Origin of the sequence: Nocardiopsis sinuspersici (assembly GCF_001998325.1) — a bacterium.
GTDB lineage: Bacteria > Actinomycetota > Actinomycetes > Streptosporangiales > Streptosporangiaceae > Nocardiopsis > Nocardiopsis sinuspersici.
Window position 1 is genome coordinate 766018 of record NZ_MCOK01000001.1, and the last position, 19148, is coordinate 785165.

Genomic DNA, 19148 nt, shown 5'->3' on the forward strand with positions numbered 1-19148 from the left:
GCACAGTAGCGGGGGGAGTGCGCATGGCGACGATCGGCCAGACCCTGTCCGCCGCCCGAGTCGCGGCGGGGTACACGGTCGCGGACCTCAGCGCCCGTACACGTATCCGGGAACCCGTCCTCATGGGCATCGAGCGGGAGGACTTCGTCCCCTGCGGCGGGGACTTCTACGCACGCGGACACATCCGCGGCATCTGCCGCGCGCTCGGCCTGGACCCGGCACCACTCCTGGACGAGTACGACCGAGAGCACGCCAAGGGCGCCATACCCGCCTTCGTTCCTCTGCAGCGCCACCCGGCGGCCACACCCGAGGGGATCCGCGCGGCCGCCGCGGCGCGCGCCGCGGCGGCCACGCGGGAGGACGCGCGGGAGGCCAGGGAGGAGGACGCACGGTCCTCGTCACCGACGCACCGCTTCGGCGACGACGACTCCGGGGTCGGCGCCCAGCGCTGGGGCCACTTCGAACGCCGGCAGATCCTGGGCCGTTCTCCGGAGGGGGAGGAGGACCTCCGGGACGTCCGGTCCACGCGGGTTCCCGAACCCCGCGGTGCCGGGGAGGAGCACCGCGCGTACGGCGAAGGGCATCCCGTCTCCGACGGGCACCGCGCCTACGAGGCAGGGCACCACGTTCCCCTCGGGGAGCACCGCGCGTACGGCGACGGGCACCCCGTCTCCGACGGCCACCGCGGCTACGACGAGTACCACGCGTACGGCGGGCACCGCGCCCCCGACGGGGGACCCGTGTACGACGACGGACACCGCGCGTACGACGGGGGACCCGTGTACGACGGGGGGCACACGCACGGCGGGGGACACGCACACGGCGGGCCGATGAACGGAATCCCCGTGTACGACAGGTCGGCGAAGGGCGTGTTCCGGGGCGGCAGGCACGCCGGAGGCGGCAGGGCGCGCGGCGGCAGACCCGCGCCGCGCCCCCTCGGCACCGGCCGCCGGCGGCTCGAGGCGGTCCGGCGCCACTGGCCCTGGGCCGTCGTCTGCGCCATCGTCGCCCTGTCCGTCCTCATCGGCGTCCGCACGTGGCAGGACTGGGACGCGGGCAACCCGCTGAGGGCCGCCTTCGACTCCTCCACCGGCGAGAGCACCGTCGGCTCCGCGGTGGACCCCGGCGCCGCCGGGGAGGGCACCGAGGCGGCTCCGCCGGAGCCCGCCGAGTTCACCGTCGAACTCAGCGCCTCCGCGCGCAGCTGGATCGAGGTCACGGGAGCCGACGGCGAGAGCCTGTACGTGGGCTTCCTCCTGGAGGGCGAGAAGCAGGACTACGTGACCGAGGAGAACCTCAACCTGTGGCTCGGCGACGCCGGGGCGGTCAGCATCACCGTCGACGGCGAGGAGCTCGAACCCGCCGGGCTGCCCGGGGAGGTCAAGGAGGTCACCGTCGGCGCGGACGGCCTGGTCCAGTGACGGGGCCGCCGGCCGGCGGCGGGAAGCCGGGCCGGAGTACGGGAGGGTGAGCCGGTCAGGGTAGTGTGGGGGGCTGCGGGCGGCGCCATGCGACGCCGCGCCCCGGACGCGGTCCAACCGCTGCCGGCCGGCCCCCGCACCACTCGAAGCTCTCCCATACGCTTGGAAGCCATGTCATCGCGCCGTACTGTCTCACTTGTCACCCTGGGGTGTGCGCGTAACGAGGTCGACTCCGAAGAGCTGGCCGGGCGCCTGTCAGCCGGAGGCTGGGACCTCGTCGACGGCGACACCAAGGCCGACGTCACCCTCGTCAACACCTGCGGGTTCATCGACGCGGCGAAACAGGACTCCATCGAGACCCTCCTTGGAGCCGCGGAGAACGGTGGGAAGGTCGTCGCCGCCGGGTGCATGGCCGAGCGGTACGGTTCCGAGCTCGCCGAGGCCCTGCCCGAGGCGCAGGTCATCGGCTTCGACGACTACGCCGCCATCACCGACCGCCTCGACGACGTCGTGGCCGGGCGCCCCCTCGCCCCCCACGACCCCCGCGACCGGCGCACCCTGCTGCCGATCAGCCCGGCCGAGCGCGACGCCTCCCAGGTGCACGTGCCCGGCCACTTCTCCGACTCCGCGGGGGCCGAGGGCACCGAGCTGCCCTACCGTGCCGCGGTCCCGCGCCGCCGCCTGACCGGCGGACCGGTGGCCAACCTCAAGATCGCCTCCGGCTGCGACCGCCGCTGCACCTTCTGCGCGATCCCCGCCTTCCGCGGCTCCTACATCTCCCGCGACCCCGACGAGATCGTCCGCGAGGCCGAGTGGCTGGCGGGCGAGGGCGTCCGCGAGGTGTTCCTGGTCAGCGAGAACTCCACCTCCTACGGCAAGGACCTGGGCGACGTGCGCGCCCTGGAGACGCTCCTGCCCCGCCTGGCCGCCGTCGAGGGCCTGGAGCGGGTCCGCGTCAGCTACCTCCAGCCCGCCGAGGTCCGACCCGGGCTGGTGGACGTCCTCACCGGCACCCCCGGCGTGGTCCCCTACTTCGACCTGTCCTTCCAGCACGCCAGCGGCGCCCTCCTGCGCCGGATGCGGCGCTTCGGTGACCGCGAGCGCTTCCTGGAGCTGCTGGGCGCGGTCCGCGAACGCGCACCCGAGGCCGGCGCCCGCTCCAACTTCATCGTCGGCTTCCCCGGCGAGACCGAGGCCGAGTTCGAGGACCTGGTCTCCTTCCTCACCGAGGCCCGACTGGACGCCGTCGGCGTGTTCGGCTACTCCGACGAGGACGGTACCGAGGCCGCGACCCACGAGGGCAAGCTGCCCGACGAGACCGTCGCCGAGCGCGTGGACCGGCTCAGCCGGCTCGCCGAGGAGCTGATGGCCCAGCGCGCCGAGGAACGGATCGGCTCGCAGGTGAGGGTCCTGGTGGAGTCGGTGCTGGAGGACGGGGCCTACGAGGGCCGCGCCGAGCACCAGGCACCCGATGTGGACGGCAGCACGATCCTGTACGGCGGGGACCTCGCCGTCGGCGACCTGGTGCGCGCCACCGTCATCCAGTCGGCCGGAGCCGACCTCGTCGCGGAGCAGGACGACGCCCAGCCGGAAGCCGTGCGCAGATGAGCGACCACGAGCCCGCGGCCACGCCCGCCCCCCGCGTTCCGCTGTGGAACATCGCGAACATCCTCACGATGAGCCGCCTGGTCATGGTGCCGCTCTTCGTGTGGCTCATGTTCCTGGACGGTTCCTGGTGGCGGTTCGCCGCCTTCGCGGTCTTCGTGCTGGCCGCCATCACCGACCGCGTCGACGGCGAGCTCGCCCGCCGGCACAACCTGGTCACCGACTTCGGCAAGATCGCCGACCCCATCGCCGACAAGGCGCTCACCGGCGCCGCGCTGGTGGTGCTCTCCCTCCAGGGCGACCTGTGGTGGTGGGTCACCATCGCCATCCTGGTCCGCGAGTGGGGCGTCACGGCGCTGCGCTTCGCGGTCCTGCGCTACGTGGTCATGCCCGCCAGCCAGGGCGGCAAGCTCAAGACGGTCCTGCAGATCGTCGCGATCAGCGTCTACCTGTTCCCCCTGCAGGTGCTCCCCCTCAGCGGCGTCCTCACCTGGTTCGCCCACGTGGCGATGGGCGCGGCGCTCGCGATCACGCTGTGGACCGGCCTGACCTACGTGCGCGACGCCGTCCGCGCGGTCCGCGCCCGAGGAGGGCACACGGAGTGAGGCGGGAGGAGCACCGGGCCGACCTGGGCCCGGAGGACCCGGAACCGCGGTCCGGGGCGCTCACCGCGGCCGGGGCCGCCCACCGGGCCCTGCTGGACCGCGGCGCCACCTGTGCCACCGCCGAGTCGCTGACCGGCGGCCTGGTCGGCGCCCACCTGACCGCCGTTCCCGGCGCCTCCGGCTCCTACCGGGGCGGGGTGGTCGCCTACGCCACCGACGTCAAGGCCGGTGTGCTGGGTGTCCCGGAAGACCTCCTGGCCGAGCACGGCGCCGTCCACCCCGGGGTGGCCGAGCACATGGCGCTGGGCGTCCGCCGACTGCTGGGAGCCGACTACGGCGTCGCGGTGACCGGCGTGGCCGGCCCCGAGGCCCAGGACGGACAGCCCGTCGGCACCGTCCACGTGGCCGTCGCCATGCCGGGTGATCAGACCCGTGTCCGTCAGTTCCGTTTCACCGGGGACCGTGCGGGTATCCGATACCGAACGGTCGAGGGGGCGCTGTCGCTCCTGGACTCGGTCGTTCGCGGGAGCACGGAGGAAAGCACCCGGACCTGAACCCTTCGGTCAGGCCCTCCTCCCCTCGTCCCGGGGGAACAAAACCACCCCCGGACGTGGTTCCCCCTCCAGCGAACAGGACGGCAAGAGGTGCCCGAATCGGGCGTGGGGCAGGTACGGTGTTGTATATGAAGGTCGCTACCGGTGGGAGGGAGCGCGAATGATGGTCCTGCTTCGTCACCTACTTGGTGACGTGCTCAGGCGGCTCCGGCAGCGCCAGGGCCGCACCCTCCGCGAGGTGTCGGCCGATGCACGTGTGTCCCTCGGCTACCTGTCGGAGGTCGAGCGCGGGCAGAAGGAAGCATCTTCCGAACTGCTCTCCTCGATCTGCGGGGCGCTCGGCGTCCCGCTCTCCCAGGTACTGAGGGAGGTCTCCGACCAGCTTGCCCTCGCCGAGCTGCAGGAGGCCGCGCTGCTGGGCGACTCGGTCACGACCGACCCCGTCTCCGCCCAGGACCTCGGCATCGACCCGGTACCGGATCGCGTTCCCCATGTCGCCGACATGGTGGGGGTCTGACCCCCTCCTCGGAACTGTCCGTCCATCGCCATCGTGACCACGTGAAGGAGCCGACCCGGGGGTCGGCTCCTTTCGCGCGTCGGGGCCTCGCCGGCCGCACCGGACACGCCCTAGCGGTGGGTGTGGTTGACCCAGGCCTCGGGGTCCTCGGCCAGGGTGCGCACCGTCGCGGGCAGCTCGTTGGTCACCAGGTGCTGGAGGTTGACGCCCTCCAGGATGACGCGCTCGCTCGCGCGCAGGGCGATCCACACCTGTTGCAGGCTGCGGGCCGCGCCGTCGTAGTCGACGTGTTCGGGGCGCTCCCCGCGCACGTTGGCGAGGGGTCCGTCGACCGCGCGGATGATGTCGGCCAGGGAGATCTCCGCCGCGGGTCGGGCCAGCCAGTACCCGCCGACGGGCCCGCGCTGGCTGCGCACCAGGCCGGCACGGCGTAGCTGGGTGAGGATGTTCTCGAGGAATTTTCCGGGGATGTCCTGCGCGCGTGCGAGCTGCTCGGCCGTCACCGGCCCCTCCTCGGCGACGGCGAGCTCCGCCGCCGCGCGTAGCGCGTAGTCGACCCGGGCTGAAAGGCGCATGCTGTGATTATGCCGTGGTTAGAAGGGCGAATGGGGCACCGAGCGCCGACAGGTGTGCCGACGGCTCGGAGTGCTTCAGGGTAAGGGTACTTCTCCTACCGGGTTTCGGGGACATCGGTGACGTTCCCACCCCGGGGCTGCGTGTGATGGTATGTCCCCCTTTATTCTTTCTGTCCCCTTCGTTTGCCGAGGACGTGGAAGCCCGAGGGCCCGGCCCCCGTCCAGGACCGGGCCCTCGGCTCCCGCCGGGCGGGAGGGGGTCAGCTCCCGCCGGGGGAGGGGACGCCCACCGCGCCCCCCAGCAGTTCGGCCGCGCTCAGTCCGTTCACGTGCGCGGCACCGTAGGTGCTCACGTGGGTCCCGGACCCGGGGCGCCAGACGGGCAGGCCCATCTCCACCACCACGGCCTCGGGCCGGAGGCTGAGCAGGCGGCTCACGAGCGCCTGGGTGCCGGGGTAGCGGTGCGCGTCCCGCACCACCACGACCAGGTCGCGGCCCCGGGCGCCGGCCGCCAGCCGCTCGGCGTGCGCCTCCTCGGGGGAGACCCGCTCGACGTCGGGGAACCAGGGGCCCAGACCCCACGGGACCTCGCCCACCGCCATGCCGGAGGGGGCGTCCACCTCCACCACGTACGGGTCGTTCAGCGGCGGGAGGTCACCGCTCACGAGCAGCGCGCGGCGGGCACCGGCCAGGCCCACGCCGTCCGCCTCGGGGACGGCCGCGCGCCGGGAGGCCGACTCCCGGATCCAGGTGCGCAGTTCGGCGTTGCGCGCGGCCGCCTCCTCCAGGCGCTCCGCGGGCAGACGGCCCTCGTGGACCGCGTCCACCAGGGCGTCGCGGACCAGTTCGACCTGGTCGGCGTAGACGAACCTGCCCAGGCACAGCAGGTCCACCCCGGAGGCCACCGCGCGCACGCTGGCCTCGGGGATGCCGATCCGGCCGCTGACGCCCTGCATCTCCATGGCGTCGCTGACCACGGTCCCGGTGAAGCCCAGCTCACCGCGGAGGAGGTCGTTGAGGATGTGCGGGGTGAGCGTGGCCGGCCCGTCACCGCCCAGCCCGGGCATCTCGATGTGCGCGGTCAGGATCGACCGGACCCCCGCCTCCACCGCCGCGCGGAACGGCAGCAGCTCACGGCGCCGCAGCAGGTCGGCGTCGGCCTCCACGCGCGGCAGTACGTGATGGGAGTCCTGGGAGGTCGCGCCGTGGCCGGGGAAGTGCTTGGCGCACGCGGCCACGCCCGCCTCCTGCAGGCCCAGCACGGCCGCGGCCGCGTGGCGGGCCACGAGCGCGGCGTCGGCGCCGAAGGAGCGGGTGCCGATCACCGGGTTGTCGTCGGCGACGTTGACGTCCACCGACGGGGCCAGGTCCAGGTTGAAGCCCAGCTCGGCCAGGCGTCCGCCCAGGGAGCGGAGGGTGGCCCGGGTCAGGCCCGGGTCGTCCACCGCGCCCAGCGCGGCGTTGCCCGGGTAGTCGCTGCCCCGCGCCTGGCCGATACGGGTGACGTCGCCGCCCTCCTCGTCCAGGGAGATCAGGGGCGTGTCGGTGGCCTCGGCCAGGGAGGCGTTCAGCGCGGCCACCTGCTCCGGGCCGTCGAGGTTGTTGTGGAACAGGCAGACACCGGCGATGCCGTCCGCCAGACCATCCAGGACCCAGCGCGGGGCTTGGTAGGACTCGAAGGGCACCAGCAGCGTGGCGTTGGCCAGACGCGCCAGGGTCGGGTCGTACGGCATGACGGACTCCGTTCGGTGAGCGAAGGGGTGCCCGGGGCGGGGCAGACGTGTGGCGTGGGGGCGGGTACGTGATCGGGGGCGTGCGTGTCCGGGGCGGGTCCCGCGGCGCCCGTCGCGCGGGATCCGTCCCGGAGGGAGGCGGTCAGCCCTTGACCGCGCCCATGGTCAGGCCGGAGACCATGCGCCGCTGGACGAACAGGAAGAAGAGCATCACGGGGATGGTCAGCAGCGTGGAGGCCGCCATGATCGGTCCCCACTCGGTGCCGAAGCGCCCGAAGTAGTAGGACAGGGTCAGCGGCAGCGTGTAGTGGTCCGTGCTGCGGCCCAGGAACGTCAGGGCGACGATGAACTCGTTCCAGGCGGTGATGAAGGCGAAGATGCTCGCCGCGACCAGGCCCGGCGCGACCAGCGGCATCAGGATGCGCCAGAAGACGGTCCAGGGGCCGGCGCCGTCGATGGCCGCGGCCTCCTCCAGCTCCTTGGGCACCGCGGCGACGAAGCCCCGCAGCATCATGATGGTGATCGGCAGGGACACGGCCGTGTACACGACGAGCAGGCCGGACAGGTTGCCGAGCAGTTCCACGCCGCTGATGTCGGACAGGTGGCGGAAGTTGATGAAGATCGAGATGATCATCGCCTCCATCGGCACCATCTGGATCACCATCAGCAGGATGATGAAGGTGGTGCGCAGCCGGAAGCGGAACCGCGCCACGGCCACGGCGGCCAGCAGCGACAGGAACGCCCCCATGGCCACGGCGGAGACGGTGACGAACAGGCTGTTGCCGAGGAACTGCCAGAAGTTCACGCCGGGGATCAGCTGGCCGTTGAGCACCCTGTCGAAGTGCTCCGTCGTCGGCGCCTTCGGAAGGACGGTCTGGTCGCGGGTGAAGATCTCGCCCACCGGTTTGAAGGCCGTGATGACCATCCAGTACACCGGGAAGACGGAGAACAGGAACACCGCGACACCGGCCAGGTACAGCGGGACCGAGCGCAGGCGGCGCGCCGGGCTGCGGCGGCGGACGCGCCCGGAGCGGCCCGTCGCGCCGGCCCCGGCGCCTCCGGTGGCGGGCCGGTCCGGGGCGGGGCGGGTGGTGTTGTCGGTCGCGGTCATCGGGTCTCCCCCTGGCGGATCATGATGCGCAGGTAGTACGCGGTGACGGCGAGGATCATCACGGTCATGACCACCGCGATCGCCGAGCCCATGCCGTAGTTGGCCGGACTGGCGCTGAAGCCCTGCTGGTAGATGTAGTACGAGAGCAGGTAGACGTCCTTGTTCTGGAAGCTGTTGGCCAGGATGTACAGCTGGGTGAACACCCGCAGGTCCCAGATGATCTGCAGGACCAGCAGCAGGGCGAACAGCGGACGCAGCATCGGGAACGTGACGTTCCAGAAGGCCTTCCAGGCGCCGGCGCCGTCCATCCTCGCGGCCTCGTACAGCTCGTGCGGGATGCTCTTGAGCCCGGCGAGGACGGAGACGGCGACGAAGGGGAAGGACTGCCAGACGATCACCGTGATCAGGATGAAGAACAGCGAGAGCGGTTCGAGGAACCAGTTGTAGTTCAGCCACCCGCCGCCCACGAGCCAGTCCGGCAGCCGGTCCAGCACGACGTTGACCAGCCCCCGCTCGGGCAGGAACAGCCAGCGGAAGACCAGGGAGGCGCTCAGCGCGGGGGTGGCCCACGCGAGCATCATGCCGAGGGCCACGAACGCCGAGAACCACTTGGGGAGCCTGTGCAGCAGCAGTCCCACGAGGGTGCCCAGCACCATCGTGCTGCCGACCATCAGCACGCAGACGACGACCGTGTTGCGCAGGATCGCCCAGAACTCGGGGTCGGTCAGCAGCGTCCGGTAGTGGGCGAAGCCGTTCCACGCCGGACCGGGCTGGTTCGGCAGGAGGTTGCGGGTGGTGAAGCTGGTGAGCGAGTACCACACCATCTGCACGATCGGCCACAGCAGCACGATCGCGAGCAGGATCAGGGCCGGAGCTATGAGCAGGTACGGGGTGGGAAACGTGCGGCGGCGCGGCGCGGGTTCGGCCACGGGGGCCTTGACGGGCTCCTCGGCCCCGCGCGGGGTCGCTGGTTCGACGGTTTGTGCCATGGTCTTCGCAATCGAGTGGGCCGGACGCGGCGGGCGGGGTCCTGGTGCGGGCCCCGCCCGCCCACAGCTCTGCACGGTGAGGCGGGTCCGGCTACTCGACCGGCTCGTTGAGGATCGAGGTGAGCTCCTCGTTGGCCGCCTCCAGGACCTTCTCGGAGTCACCGCCCTGCACGATCTCCAGGACGGCGCTCGGCAGGATCTTGTTGTCCTGGTCGGCCGCGGTCCAGCGCGGGGTGGTCGGGAAGAACCGGGTGTTCTGCATCTGCGTCGCGGCGGCGGCGCGGTCGGGGTCCTCCTGGTACTCCTCGCTCTCCAGCAGGTGCGGGTAGGCCGGGAAGAAGCCCGCGACGTCGGCGTAGCCCTTGCCGCCCTCCTCGTCACCGAGGACGGTCAGCAGGTCGAAGGCCAGGTCCGGGTGCTCGGTGGTGGTGAACACCGTCAGGGCGGAGCCGCCCGCGAAGGCCGGGGCGATGCCCTCGGCGCCGGGGATCGGCGCGGCGGCGATGTCCTCGATGACGGACGGGTCGCCGGCCTGCTCCTCCATGGAGGTGAGGGCCCAGCCGCCGTCGATGTACATGCCCAGCTCGCTGTTGGCCATGTCGGCCAGGGCGATGAGCTCGTTCTGTCCGACGTAGTCCTGGGGGGAGATGCCGTCGGTGGTCAGGCCCGCGTAGAACTCGATGGCCTCGACGGTGGCGGGGTCGGTGAGCCTGCCCTCCCACGTGTCGCCGTTCTGCACGGCGATCTCGCCGCCGTTGCTCCAGATGAAGCTGGCGATGCCGTTGGTGAAGTCGGTCGGCGCGGCGAAGCCGGGGACCTCGTACTCGGCCTTGATGTCCTCGGCGACCTCGACCAGCTCGTCCCAGGTCTCCGGCGGCTCGTGGCCGAGCTCCTTCAGCCAGTCCGCGCGGTAGTACAGGGTGCGCACGCCGGAGAACCACGGAACGCCGTACTGGACGCCCTCGTAGGTGCCGTACTCCAGGGCCTTCGGGTCGATGCCCGCGGCGGCGTCCCAGCCCTCGACCTGCTCGGTGATGTCCATCAGGGCGCCCTGTGCGGCCCAGCTCGACACCTGGTCGTTGCCGACCTCCAGGACGTCGGGTGCGTCACCGCCGGCGAGGGCGTTGGTGATGGACTCCTGGGCGTCGGGCCACGGGATGAACTCGACCTCGACGGAGACACCCGGGTGGCTCTCCTGGAAGCGTGCCTCGGTGTCCTCGAAGTACTCGACGAGGGGCTCCTGGGAGGTGCCCATGACCCAGACGGTCAGGCTGTCGGCCTCACCGCCGCCGGATTCGGAGTTGCCGCCGCATGCCGCGGCGAGCAGGACCACGGACGTGGCCGCTGCGATCTTGGGGAACCTCATGTGTACCTCTTCTCCCTTCGCACGGCGCGCTGGGGTTCGACGCCTGTGCTCGAATCGACCTGGGATGATCGAGGGACCATCCCCGCGACTCGACGTCTTCGTGGGGGTTGTGCTGGGATCGCACGTTGGCCGCCCCGCCGGCGCGGGTACCGGAAGGGCCCGAAAAGCGGGCCTGCCAGGACGTGACCTCCTGTGAGGTTGTGAGCTAAATTAACAGGAAACTTTCCTAATAAAAACAGGGTGAGGTGTCACGGTTATGTCTCAACGTCCAGGGACGCCCCGGCTTCTACGCCAGCTCAATGATCGCGCGGCGCTGGAACTATTGCTATCCGCGGGACCCTTGACAAGGACTCAGCTGGGAACGCGGACCGGTCTGTCCAAGGTGACGGCCTCCCAGTTGCTGGCGCGGCTGGAGGAGCGGGACCTGGTGCGCGTGGTGGGCAGCCAGGCGGGCGGACGGGGGCCCAACGCCGCCCTGTACGCGGTGGTGCCCGAGAGCGCCTACGTCGCCGCCCTGGACGTCAGCGCGCAGCGGGTGACCGCGACGATCGCCGACATCACCGGGAGGATCATCAGCGACGTCACCGTCGACCCCCGGGCCTCGGACGACCCCGTCGCGCTCGTGCACACCGCGGTGATGCGCCTGGCCGACACCGCCGGGGTCCCGCTGGGCAGGGTCCGCGCCTGCGTCATCGGCACCCCGGGCGTCGTCGACCCCCGCACCGGCGACATCCGCTTCTCCTTCGACCTGATGTCCTGGCACGAGGGTGTCCTGGAGGCCCTGCGCGCCGACCTCAAGCGCTCGGTCGTGATCGAGAACGACGTCAACCTGGCCGCCCTGGCCGAGCACTCCGAGGGCGCCGCCGCGGGCGTGGCCGAGTTCGTGCTCATCTGGCTCAGCGCCAACGGCGGCGTCGGCATGTCCACCATGATCGACGGCCGCATCCACCGGGGGCGCTCCGGCGGCGCGGGCGAGATCGGCTACCTGCCCGTGCCCGGCGCTCCCATGCCCACCGACGTGGGGCTGTCCGGCGGGTACGAGTCCCTGCGCGACGGTGCCAACCGCGAACTGCCGCACGGCTTCCAGGCCCTGGTCAAGGCCGGACAGGTGGTCGAGCTCGCCGCCGGGTACGGCATCGAGGGCACCGACGTCACCGAGGTCGTCGCGGCGGCCGCCACCGCGGGGACCCCGCAGGGGGACGCCTTCCTGGACGCCTTCGCCGAGCGCCTGGCCCGGGGTGTGGCCGCGGTGACGGTCATCCTCGACCCCGGGCTGGTGGTGCTCGGCGGCGACGTCGCCCGCGCGGGCGGCGCCAAGCTCGCCGAGCGGGTCCAGGCGGCCACCGCCCGGATAGCCCCCAACGCCACCGAGGTCGCCCTGGGCGGGGTGGAGGGCAGTCCGGTCGTGCGCGGCGCGCTCCTGCACGCCCTCGAACGCGCCCGGGAGGACGTGTTCTCCTCCACCGTGTGAACCGGCGCCCTCCGGGGCCGTGGGAGCCCTCCCAAGGCACTGGCCGGCGGACACGTCCTCCCGTTGGAGGCCGCGTGCCCTCGTCCGCGTCCTGTGCCCCGGCCCCTCCTCCCCGGCCGGGGCGCGGCGGATTCCTCAGAGCACCGGTTCGAAGGAGCCGAAGACCTCTTCCACGACCGGCGCGTACTCCTCCTGCTCCGACGCGGGAACGTTGAACTGGAGGTAGTACCCCCTGCTCTCCTTCGCGATGACGGTGTACCTCCACAGCATCCACCGGTCGGGTTGGTCCCAGCCGCTGTTGTGGTAGGTCACCTCCATGTGAGAGGTGTCCCATCCCGGCGGCGCGGACGGGACCTCCTCCAGGCTGAGCCGTTGCCACTCCGAGATGCTCGAGTACTCCATGAGGTCGGACTCCCAGCCCTCCTGGTGCTCGCGCGCGGTGCGCTCCTCGTCCTCCTCCAACTCGAAGACGCTGAGGCATACCTGGTGTTCGCCGGAGGGCGAGGTGAACCGGAATTCGGAGAGGGTGCCGGGTTGGAACCGGCGTGCACCCTCCGTGGCGTCCAAGGGGTCCCATCCCCGGGGATGACGGAGGACGACGTACTCGTCGCTGAAGGTGGAGTAGCCGCTGGGAGAAGGCACGGCCGCCTCCGTGGTCTCGGCGGCCACCTCGGCGTCGGGGACGGTCAGCCGGTCGGTCGCCACCACCAGGGCGACCGCCACCACCAGCACACACACCAGGCCGAGCCCGATCAGCAGCGGGCCCCGAACCCGGGAAGCGAAGGGCCGGGTCGGGTGCTCCGGCCGCGGCGTCACGGGTCCGGCGGCCGGACCGCCGGTCCCCTCCGGAGGCCGGTGACGGCTCGAAGCGCGCTCTGGGTTCTGCAAGGGGGCCTCCGGTGCGGGGGGACACGGCGTCCCGATCCTAGGGCGGGTGTGGAGGACCTCGGTGGGCCGGTACCGGCCGGGGCGCGTGGCCGGGGGTCCTCAGGCCGGCGGGGACGGCTCCCGCACCATCACCACGCGCGGCAGCACCCGGATCCCCGCCCGTCCCTCGGCCTCCCACACCTGCTCCAGGCCGGGGCCCCACTCATCCCGGGGCAGCACGGTGAAGCCCCGCCTCGCGTACCAGGGGCCGTTCCACGGCAGGTCGCGGAAGGTGGTGAGGGTGAGACGGGCGTGACCGGCGGCCGCCGCCTCGGCGCACACCGCCTCCAGCAGGGCGCCGCCGATCCCGCGCCTGCCGTGGCCGGGGTGCACGGCGAGCTGCTCCAGGTGCGGTCGGCCGTCCACGGCCACGGTCGCGGCCAGGCCGACCACGGGGGCGCCCGTCACCGGGTCGCCGGCCACCAGGACCCGCTCCGCGTGCGCGAGCATCTCCCGGGGATCGTCGGGAGGCAGGACCACACCGGCCCCGGCGAACACCGTGTCCGCCGCCAGCGACACCTCCACCAGCCGGGACGTGTCCTCCGGCCGCATCGGCCGGATCCACGCGTACTCCACCGCGCCTCCCCGCACTCTTCCGGACGGGCGTCATCCTGATCGGTTACGGCCGTCTCGTCCAGCCGTTTTCGCGGCCAACTGCGGCACCACCCGACCTCAGAGGCGAAGCCGAGCACGGCCCGCGTCATCGCCGGTGTGGCGAGTCCGGCGTCGGTGAGCCGCGGGGCGGTCCCCACGGCCGGGCCACGGCGCCGGATGCGGGGACGCCTCCAGCGGGTCGTCGGTCCTCACGTAGAGTGCCGTCGCGAGGGTGTCCGGGTGGCTCGTCGCAAGACGATCGTGGACGCCCCCCATTCGCGCCTCCGGCGCCACCCCCCCGGCTCTGGTCATCCGGTGAGTCCTGTCCGGCCACTGGTACACGGAAAGGATCCTGGTATGTCCAGCGACCGTCTCATGCGCATCCACAGCGCCGAGTTCCAGGCCATGGCCGAGAGGGTCCTGCGGGCCACCGAGCTCACCTCCCGCCTGAACGTCCTGCCTTTCGAAGACGAGGCGGGCAAGGCGGAACTGTTCGAACAGATCCTCGGCAGGCCACTGCCGCCGAAAGCCACGATCTATCCACCCTTCTTCACGGACCACGGCCTGAACCTCGACCTCGCCGAACGCGTCTTCATCAACCAGAACTGCACGTTCCTGGACTATGCCGGCATCCGTCTCGGCGAGCGCGTGATGATCGGACCGAAGGTCACGTTCATCACCAGCGGCCACCCGGTCGATCCCGAGGAGCGGCGGCTGTACCTCACCGGCGCGCCCATCGACGTGGCGGAGAATGCGTGGATCGGTGCCGGTGCCACGATCCTGCCCGGCGTCAGCATCGGCCGTGACGCCGTGGTCGCCGCCGGCGCGGTCGTGGCCGACGACGTCCCGCCGGCAAGCTTGGTGACCGGTGGCAAGGCAACCGTGCACCGAAAGTGGTGACGGCCTCTTCGGAGCCACGCCGAGTCCCGGCCGCGGGCGGTCATGAACCCCGTCGGAGGCCTGGATCCCTCCCCGAGGCGACTGGCTCCGGTCCAGGGGGCAAGAGGCCCTCCGCTCGCTCACCGGCCCCTTGGCATCGACCGTCTAGGGCGTGTGTGGTGGATGCCGCCCGTCGCGCAGCAGGGTGAGTATTCGCCGTACATGCCCTAGGGGCGCAGGCGGAGCCCCTTGGGGGTCACGTGGAACCCGGCCGCCACCAGCGCGGTGTCCAGAGGGCTGCCGAACACCTCCGCCCCGTCCGCGCGCTCCACCGTCAACGACGCCACGCGCCCGTCCCGCACCGCCCCGACCAGGGCACGGGCCGCCCGCTCCAGCAGGTCGGGCGGCGCACCGAAGGTCAGCACCGAACGGCCGCCCCGGCCCGCGTACAGGGTCAGCCGGCCGTCGTCGACCACCACCAGGGAGCCCGCCGTCCGGCCCGGTCTGGCCTGCTGCCCCGGATCCTCCTCTCCCCGCGGCCAGGGAAGGTCCGTGCCGAACGGGTTCGCCGGGTCGGTCGCCGCCAGGACCACGGGGGCCTCCGCCCCGCCCCCGGACAGCGCCCGCAGGCGGTCCACCGCGCCGGGCAGGGCGAACTGGGCACCGCCCAGCCCCTCCACGAAGTAGCCCCGGCGCACCCGGCCCGACTCCTCCAGCGTCCGCAGCACCCGGTACTCCTCAGGCGAGATCCGTCCGCCCTGGTAGCCGCGCACCAGCACGCCCCGGCGCTCCAGCCGAGCCTCCAGCCGGGCCAGGGCGGCCCTGGTGGGATCGCCCTCGCGCTCCGGCAGGACCCACCACCGCCCCGCGGCCGCGGGCGGACCCGACCGGGTGGGCATCACCGGGCGGCGCCCCACCGCACGCGGGGACCGCCGCGACGCCGCACGGCGCGGAGCGGGCCCCGACCCCAGCACGGCGCGCAGCGGCGCCGGGGTGTCGTTGGTGACACAGCCCGACCAGACCAGTTCCCACAGCGCCGCGACCAGGTCCCCGTCGGTGACCGCGGAACCGCCCACGGCCCTCGCCGTCCGGTCGGCGACGTCGCGGAAGAACAGCGCTCCGCCCTCACGCAGCACCTCCAGCACCGTGTGCGGCAGTGTGCCCTCCTCGGGAGGAACCGGCTCGGGCAGCAGCAGGGGCGCCTCCTCGGCCGGGAACAGGCACACCCACCCGTCCTGTCCGGGCAGCGCCCCCGCACCGGCCCACACCACCTCGCCCGCCTGGGTCAGCTCGTCCAACCTGTGGGGCGCGTAGTCCTCCACCCGTGCGGGCAGTACCAGCGACTCCAGTGCCGAGGCCGCCAGCGGCGCCCCGCGCAGCGACTCCACCGCCTCGAACACGGCGTCCGGCCCGCGCCGGCGCTCACCCGGCACGGCGCGCTGCCACAGCGGCGAGAACCGGGCCAGCGCCTCCGGGGCGACCGGCTCCACCTCCCGGCGCAACCGCGCGAGAGAGCCGCGCCGCAACCGGCGCAGCACCTCGGCGTCGCACCACTCGGTGCCCGCCCCGTCCGGCCGGAACCCGCCCACGGACACCCGCCCCCGGCGGGACAGCTCACGCAGCACGCCCTCCACCACGTCGCGCCCGAGCCCCAGCCGTCCGGCGGCCTCACCGGCGGTGAAGGGTCCGTGCGTGCGCGCGTACCGCGACACCAGGTCGCGCGTCGGCTCCTCCACCGGTTCCAGGAGGGCCTCGGGCACACCGGCGGGCGGCTCGGCGCCGAGGGCGTCGCGCAGCCGCGCCACGTCCTCCACCACGCACCACCGCTCGGCGCCCGCCACGACCATCCGCACCACCCGGCCTGCGGCCTCCAGCGCCTCCAGCCACTCCCGCCAGGCACCGCGCTCGGCGGCCTCGGCGGTGGTCAGCGGGCCGACCTCGCGCAGCAGGTCCGCCGTGCCCTCCGCGTCCCTCGCGCCCGTGCCCTCGGCCGTGCGCTGCAACAGCGCGCCGACGTGCTCCACCACCCCCGGGTCGAGCAGCTCACGCAGGTCCGGCCGCCCCAGCAGGTCGGACAGCAGCGACGGGTCCAGGGTGAGCGCCTGCGCCCGCAGCTCGGCGGCCGGAGCGTCCCCCTCGTACAGGAAGGCCGCCGTGTACTCCATCAGGAGCGACCGCGCGAACGGCGACGCCCGGTCGGTGTCCACCTCGACCACGCGTGTGCGGCGGGCCCGGATGTCCGCGAGCGCCTCCACCAGCGCGGGCACGTCGAACACGTCCCGCAGGCACTCGCGCACCGTCTCCAGCACGATCGGGAACGACCCGTACCGGCCCGCCACCGACAGCAGGTGCGAGGCCCGCAGCCGCTGCTGCCACAGGGGCATACGCCGGTCCGGGCGCTGCCGGGGCAGCAGCAGGGCCCGCGCCGCGCACTCGCGGAAGCGGGCGGCGAACAGCGCCGACCCGGGGAGCTCGTCGGTGACCGCCGCCTCCGCCTCCTCGGGGTCCAGCGCCACCAGGCCGGCCAGCCGGCCCGGCCGGTCGAGCCCGTCCCCGCCGCTGTCCGGCAGCCGCAGCACGATCCCGTCGTCGCCGTGCACGACCTGCGCGTCCGTTCCGAACCGCGCCCGCACCCGGTGCGCGATCGCCAGAGCCCAGGGCGCGTGCACCCGGGCGCCCAGGGGGGAGTGCACCACCGCGCGCCAGTCGCCGACCTGGTCGCGGAAGCGCTCGACGACCACGGTCCGGTCGTCGGGCACCTGGCCGGTGGCCTCGCGCTGGTCGGCCACGTACGCCACCAGGTTCCGGGCCGCCCACCGGTCCAGCCCCAGGCCCTCGGCCAGGGCCAGCGCCTCATCCGGCTCCGCCTCGGCGAGTTCCCTGGTCAGCGCGCCCACCGCGCGTCCCAGCTCGGCCGGGCGGCCCTGCGCGTCGGCCTTCCAGAACGGCATCCGCCCCGGCCGCCCCGGCGCGGGCGAGACCAGCACCCGGTCGGCGGTGATCCCCTCGATCCGCCACGAGGTGGACCCCAGCACGAACACGTCGCCCACCCGCGACTCGTAGACCATCTCCTCGTCCAGTTCGCCGACCCGGGTGGGCGCACGCCCCCGGGCCGCGCCCTCCGCGGCCAGGTGCACCCCGTACGTTCCCCGGTCCGGGATGGTGCCGCCGCCGACCACCGCCAGCCGCTGCGCGCCCGGCCGACCGCTCACCACGTCCGCCTCCCGGTCCCACACCAGGCGCGGGCGCAGTTCGGCGAACTCGTCCGAGGGATAGCGCCCCGACAGCATGTCCAGGACCGACTCCAGCACCGGGTCGGACAGGCCGGAGAAGGGCGCGGCCCGTCGCACCAGGTCGGCGAGCCCGGCCACGGGCCAGTCGTCCATGGCGGCCATGGCCACGATCTGCTGGGACAGCACGTCCAGCGGGGCGCGCGGCGTCTCCAGGCGCTCGATACCGCCCGCGCGCATCCGCTCCACCACCACGGCCGTCGACAGCAGGTCGCCCCGGAACTGGGGGAGGAACACCCCGCGCGAGGTCTCGCCCACCTGGTGCCCGGCCCGGCCCACCCGCTGGAGGCCGCTGGCCACCGACGGGGGCGAGGCCACCTGTACCACCAGGTCGACCGAGCCCATGTCCACGCCCAGCTCCAGGCTGGAGGTGGCCACCACGCAGCGCAGCCGCCCCGCCTTGAGGTCGTCCTCGATCAGCGCCCGTTCGGCCTTGGACATCGAGCCGTGGTGGGCTCGCGCGATGACCGGGGCGCCGCCGCGGCTCTGCCCGGACTGGGCGATGACCCGCGCGGGCACCTCCTCCGGCGGCAGTTCCAGGCCGTGCCGCTCGGCGTGCAGGTCGTTGAGGCGGGCGCACAGACGCTCGGCGGTGCGGCGGCCGTTGGTGAACACGATGGTGGAGCGGTGGGACCCGACCAGGTCCAGGACCCGCGCCTCCACGTACGGCCACAGGGACCCGCCGCCGCGGGAGCCGCCCGGCGGCGCCGGGGGCGTTCCCGGCGCCCCGTGGTCGTCCATGTCGGGGACGGGCACCACCACGCGCAGGTCCATGCCGGGGGAGTCGGGCGGCGAGACGACGTCGGCGCCGCCGAGGAACTCCGCCACCACCTCCTTCGGGCGCACGGTCGCCGACAGCCCGATCCGCTGTGCCGGGCGGTCCAGCAGGGCGTCCAGCCGCTCCAGGCTCAGCGCCAGGTGCGCGCCGCGCTTGGTGCCCGCCAGCGCGTGCACCTCGTCGACGATCACCGTCTCCACGCCGGCCAGTCCCTCCCGGGCGCGGGAGGTGAGGACCAGGAACAGCGACTCCGGTGTGGTGATGAGCACGTCCGGCGGCCGGTCGGCGAGCCCGCGCCGCCGGCCGGCGGGGGTGTCGCCGGTGCGCACCCCCACGGTGACCGGGGACAGCTCACGCCCTGCGGCCCTGGCGGCGGCCGCGATCCCGGCCAGGGGGACGCGCAGGTTGCGCTCCACGTCCGCCGCCAGGGCCTTGAGCGGGGACACGTACAGCACCCGGCAGCGGCGGGCGCGGTCCTCGGGGACCGGCGCCGAGGTCAGCCGGTCCAGCGACCACAGGAAGGCCGACAGGGTCTTGCCCGAGCCGGTCGGGGCCACCACCAGGGTGTTCCTTCCCCGCGAGACCGACTCCCAGGCCCCGGTCTGCGCGGGGGTGGGACCGGCGGGGAAGGCCTGGTCGAACCAGGCCCGGGCGGCCGGACCGAAGCGTTCGAGGGGATGCGGCGCACGGCTCATGCCGCCAGTGTGCCCGGGGGCCGTGACAGAAATCCGCC

At 73.2% G+C, this 19148-nt stretch carries 15 protein-coding genes and 1 pseudogene; 7 read left to right on the plus strand and 9 right to left on the minus strand.

Features of this window, described 5'->3' with window-relative positions; genetic code table 11:
• Nucleotides 1–23 precede the first annotated feature (23 nt).
• From NOSIN_RS03235 to NOSIN_RS03255, 5 genes are all read left to right on the plus strand, one after another.
• A complete protein-coding gene (locus NOSIN_RS03235) occupies nt 24–1421 on the plus strand; it encodes a helix-turn-helix domain-containing protein (RefSeq protein WP_077689300.1) in 1398 nt (465 codons plus the stop codon).
• Nucleotides 1422–1592: 171 nt separating this feature from the next.
• Nucleotides 1593–3029 (plus strand): 30S ribosomal protein S12 methylthiotransferase RimO, encoded by a 1437-nt coding sequence (gene rimO / locus NOSIN_RS03240; RefSeq protein WP_077689301.1) that lies wholly within the window; start codon nt 1593–1595, stop codon nt 3027–3029.
• A complete protein-coding gene (pgsA, locus tag NOSIN_RS03245) occupies nt 3026–3631 on the plus strand; it encodes a CDP-diacylglycerol--glycerol-3-phosphate 3-phosphatidyltransferase (protein WP_077689302.1) in 606 nt (201 codons plus the stop codon). The genes rimO and pgsA overlap by 4 nt, the downstream gene beginning before the upstream one ends.
• Nucleotides 3628–4185: a CinA family protein gene (locus NOSIN_RS03250; protein ID WP_077689303.1), complete on the plus strand. Its 558-nt coding sequence runs from the start codon at nt 3628–3630 to the stop codon at nt 4183–4185. Before pgsA ends, NOSIN_RS03250 begins: the two co-directional genes overlap by 4 nt.
• Nucleotides 4186–4345: 160 nt before the next feature.
• A complete protein-coding gene (locus NOSIN_RS03255) occupies nt 4346–4702 on the plus strand; it encodes a helix-turn-helix domain-containing protein (protein WP_077689304.1) in 357 nt (118 codons plus the stop codon).
• A 110-nt stretch (nt 4703–4812) separates the two neighbouring features.
• On the opposite strand, the gene NOSIN_RS03260 is transcribed toward NOSIN_RS03255, so the two are convergent.
• The 5 genes from NOSIN_RS03260 to NOSIN_RS03280 all read right to left on the minus strand — a co-directional run bounded on the left by NOSIN_RS03260 (nt 4813) and on the right by NOSIN_RS03280 (nt 10476).
• Nucleotides 4813–5277, minus strand: a complete 465-nt coding sequence (locus NOSIN_RS03260) for an RrF2 family transcriptional regulator (protein WP_077689305.1) — start codon at nt 5275–5277, stop codon at nt 4813–4815.
• Between the two features lie 260 nt (nt 5278–5537).
• On the minus strand, nt 5538–7010 hold the full coding sequence (locus NOSIN_RS03265) for a glycoside hydrolase family 3 protein (protein WP_077689306.1): 1473 nt from the start codon (nt 7008–7010) through the stop codon (nt 5538–5540).
• 142 nt (nt 7011–7152) lie between these two features.
• Nucleotides 7153–8121, minus strand: coding sequence for a carbohydrate ABC transporter permease (locus NOSIN_RS03270; RefSeq protein WP_077689307.1), 969 nt, complete (start codon nt 8119–8121; stop codon nt 7153–7155).
• Nucleotides 8118–9110 (minus strand): carbohydrate ABC transporter permease, encoded by a 993-nt coding sequence (locus tag NOSIN_RS03275; protein WP_077689308.1) that lies wholly within the window; start codon nt 9108–9110, stop codon nt 8118–8120. Before NOSIN_RS03275 ends, NOSIN_RS03270 begins: the two co-directional genes overlap by 4 nt.
• Before the next feature lie 91 nt (nt 9111–9201).
• Nucleotides 9202–10476: an extracellular solute-binding protein gene (locus NOSIN_RS03280; protein ID WP_077689309.1), complete on the minus strand. Its 1275-nt coding sequence runs from the start codon at nt 10474–10476 to the stop codon at nt 9202–9204.
• A 256-nt stretch (nt 10477–10732) separates the two neighbouring features.
• Here NOSIN_RS03280 and NOSIN_RS03285 point away from each other — a divergent pair, with 256 nt between their 5' ends.
• The gene (locus NOSIN_RS03285; protein ID WP_077689310.1) at nt 10733–11947 is read left to right on the plus strand and encodes an ROK family transcriptional regulator; all 1215 of its coding nucleotides are present in this window, start codon (nt 10733–10735) and stop codon (nt 11945–11947) included.
• 135 nt (nt 11948–12082) lie between these two features.
• Here the strand turns inward: NOSIN_RS03285 and NOSIN_RS03290 are convergent, their stop codons facing one another.
• The 3 genes and pseudogenes from NOSIN_RS03290 to NOSIN_RS28245 all read right to left on the minus strand — a co-directional run.
• A complete protein-coding gene (locus NOSIN_RS03290; RefSeq protein WP_150285709.1) occupies nt 12083–12679 on the minus strand; it encodes a hypothetical protein in 597 nt (198 codons plus the stop codon).
• Nucleotides 12680–12934: 255 nt separating this feature from the next.
• The gene (locus tag NOSIN_RS03295; RefSeq protein WP_171986645.1) at nt 12935–13426 is read right to left on the minus strand and encodes a GNAT family N-acetyltransferase; all 492 of its coding nucleotides are present in this window, start codon (nt 13424–13426) and stop codon (nt 12935–12937) included.
• Between the two features lie 104 nt (nt 13427–13530).
• Nucleotides 13531–13744, minus strand: a pseudogene (locus NOSIN_RS28245) (hypothetical protein); the annotation flags it as partial.
• An 81-nt stretch (nt 13745–13825) separates the two neighbouring features.
• Between NOSIN_RS28245 and NOSIN_RS03300 the strand changes: the two are divergent.
• On the plus strand, nt 13826–14368 hold the full coding sequence (locus NOSIN_RS03300) for a DapH/DapD/GlmU-related protein (protein WP_170293618.1): 543 nt from the start codon (nt 13826–13828) through the stop codon (nt 14366–14368).
• A 206-nt stretch (nt 14369–14574) separates the two neighbouring features.
• Here the strand turns inward: NOSIN_RS03300 and NOSIN_RS03305 are convergent, their stop codons facing one another.
• On the minus strand, nt 14575–19110 hold the full coding sequence (locus tag NOSIN_RS03305; protein WP_077689313.1) for an ATP-dependent helicase: 4536 nt from the start codon (nt 19108–19110) through the stop codon (nt 14575–14577).
• Between the last annotated feature and the right edge of the window lie 38 nt (nt 19111–19148).

Coding starts and splice junctions, on each gene's coding strand:
- NOSIN_RS03235 (WP_077689300.1), top strand. CDS start 24: ATGGCGACGATCGGCCAGACCCTGTCCGCCGCCCGAGTCGCGGCGGGG.
- rimO (WP_077689301.1), top strand. CDS start 1,593: ATGTCATCGCGCCGTACTGTCTCACTTGTCACCCTGGGGTGTGCGCGT.
- pgsA (WP_077689302.1), top strand. CDS start 3,026: ATGAGCGACCACGAGCCCGCGGCCACGCCCGCCCCCCGCGTTCCGCTG.
- NOSIN_RS03255 (WP_077689304.1), top strand. CDS start 4,346: ATGATGGTCCTGCTTCGTCACCTACTTGGTGACGTGCTCAGGCGGCTC.
- NOSIN_RS03260 (WP_077689305.1), bottom strand. CDS start 5,277: ATGCGCCTTTCAGCCCGGGTCGACTACGCGCTACGCGCGGCGGCGGAG.
- NOSIN_RS03265 (WP_077689306.1), bottom strand. CDS start 7,010: ATGCCGTACGACCCGACCCTGGCGCGTCTGGCCAACGCCACGCTGCTG.
- NOSIN_RS03270 (WP_077689307.1), bottom strand. CDS start 8,121: ATGACCGCGACCGACAACACCACCCGCCCCGCCCCGGACCGGCCCGCC.
- NOSIN_RS03275 (WP_077689308.1), bottom strand. CDS start 9,110: ATGGCACAAACCGTCGAACCAGCGACCCCGCGCGGGGCCGAGGAGCCC.
- NOSIN_RS03280 (WP_077689309.1), bottom strand. CDS start 10,476: ATGAGGTTCCCCAAGATCGCAGCGGCCACGTCCGTGGTCCTGCTCGCC.
- NOSIN_RS03285 (WP_077689310.1), top strand. CDS start 10,733: ATGTCTCAACGTCCAGGGACGCCCCGGCTTCTACGCCAGCTCAATGAT.
- NOSIN_RS03295 (WP_171986645.1), bottom strand. CDS start 13,426: ATGCGGCCGGAGGACACGTCCCGGCTGGTGGAGGTGTCGCTGGCGGCG.
- NOSIN_RS03300 (WP_170293618.1), top strand. CDS start 13,826: ATGTCCAGCGACCGTCTCATGCGCATCCACAGCGCCGAGTTCCAGGCC.
- NOSIN_RS03305 (WP_077689313.1), bottom strand. CDS start 19,110: ATGAGCCGTGCGCCGCATCCCCTCGAACGCTTCGGTCCGGCCGCCCGG.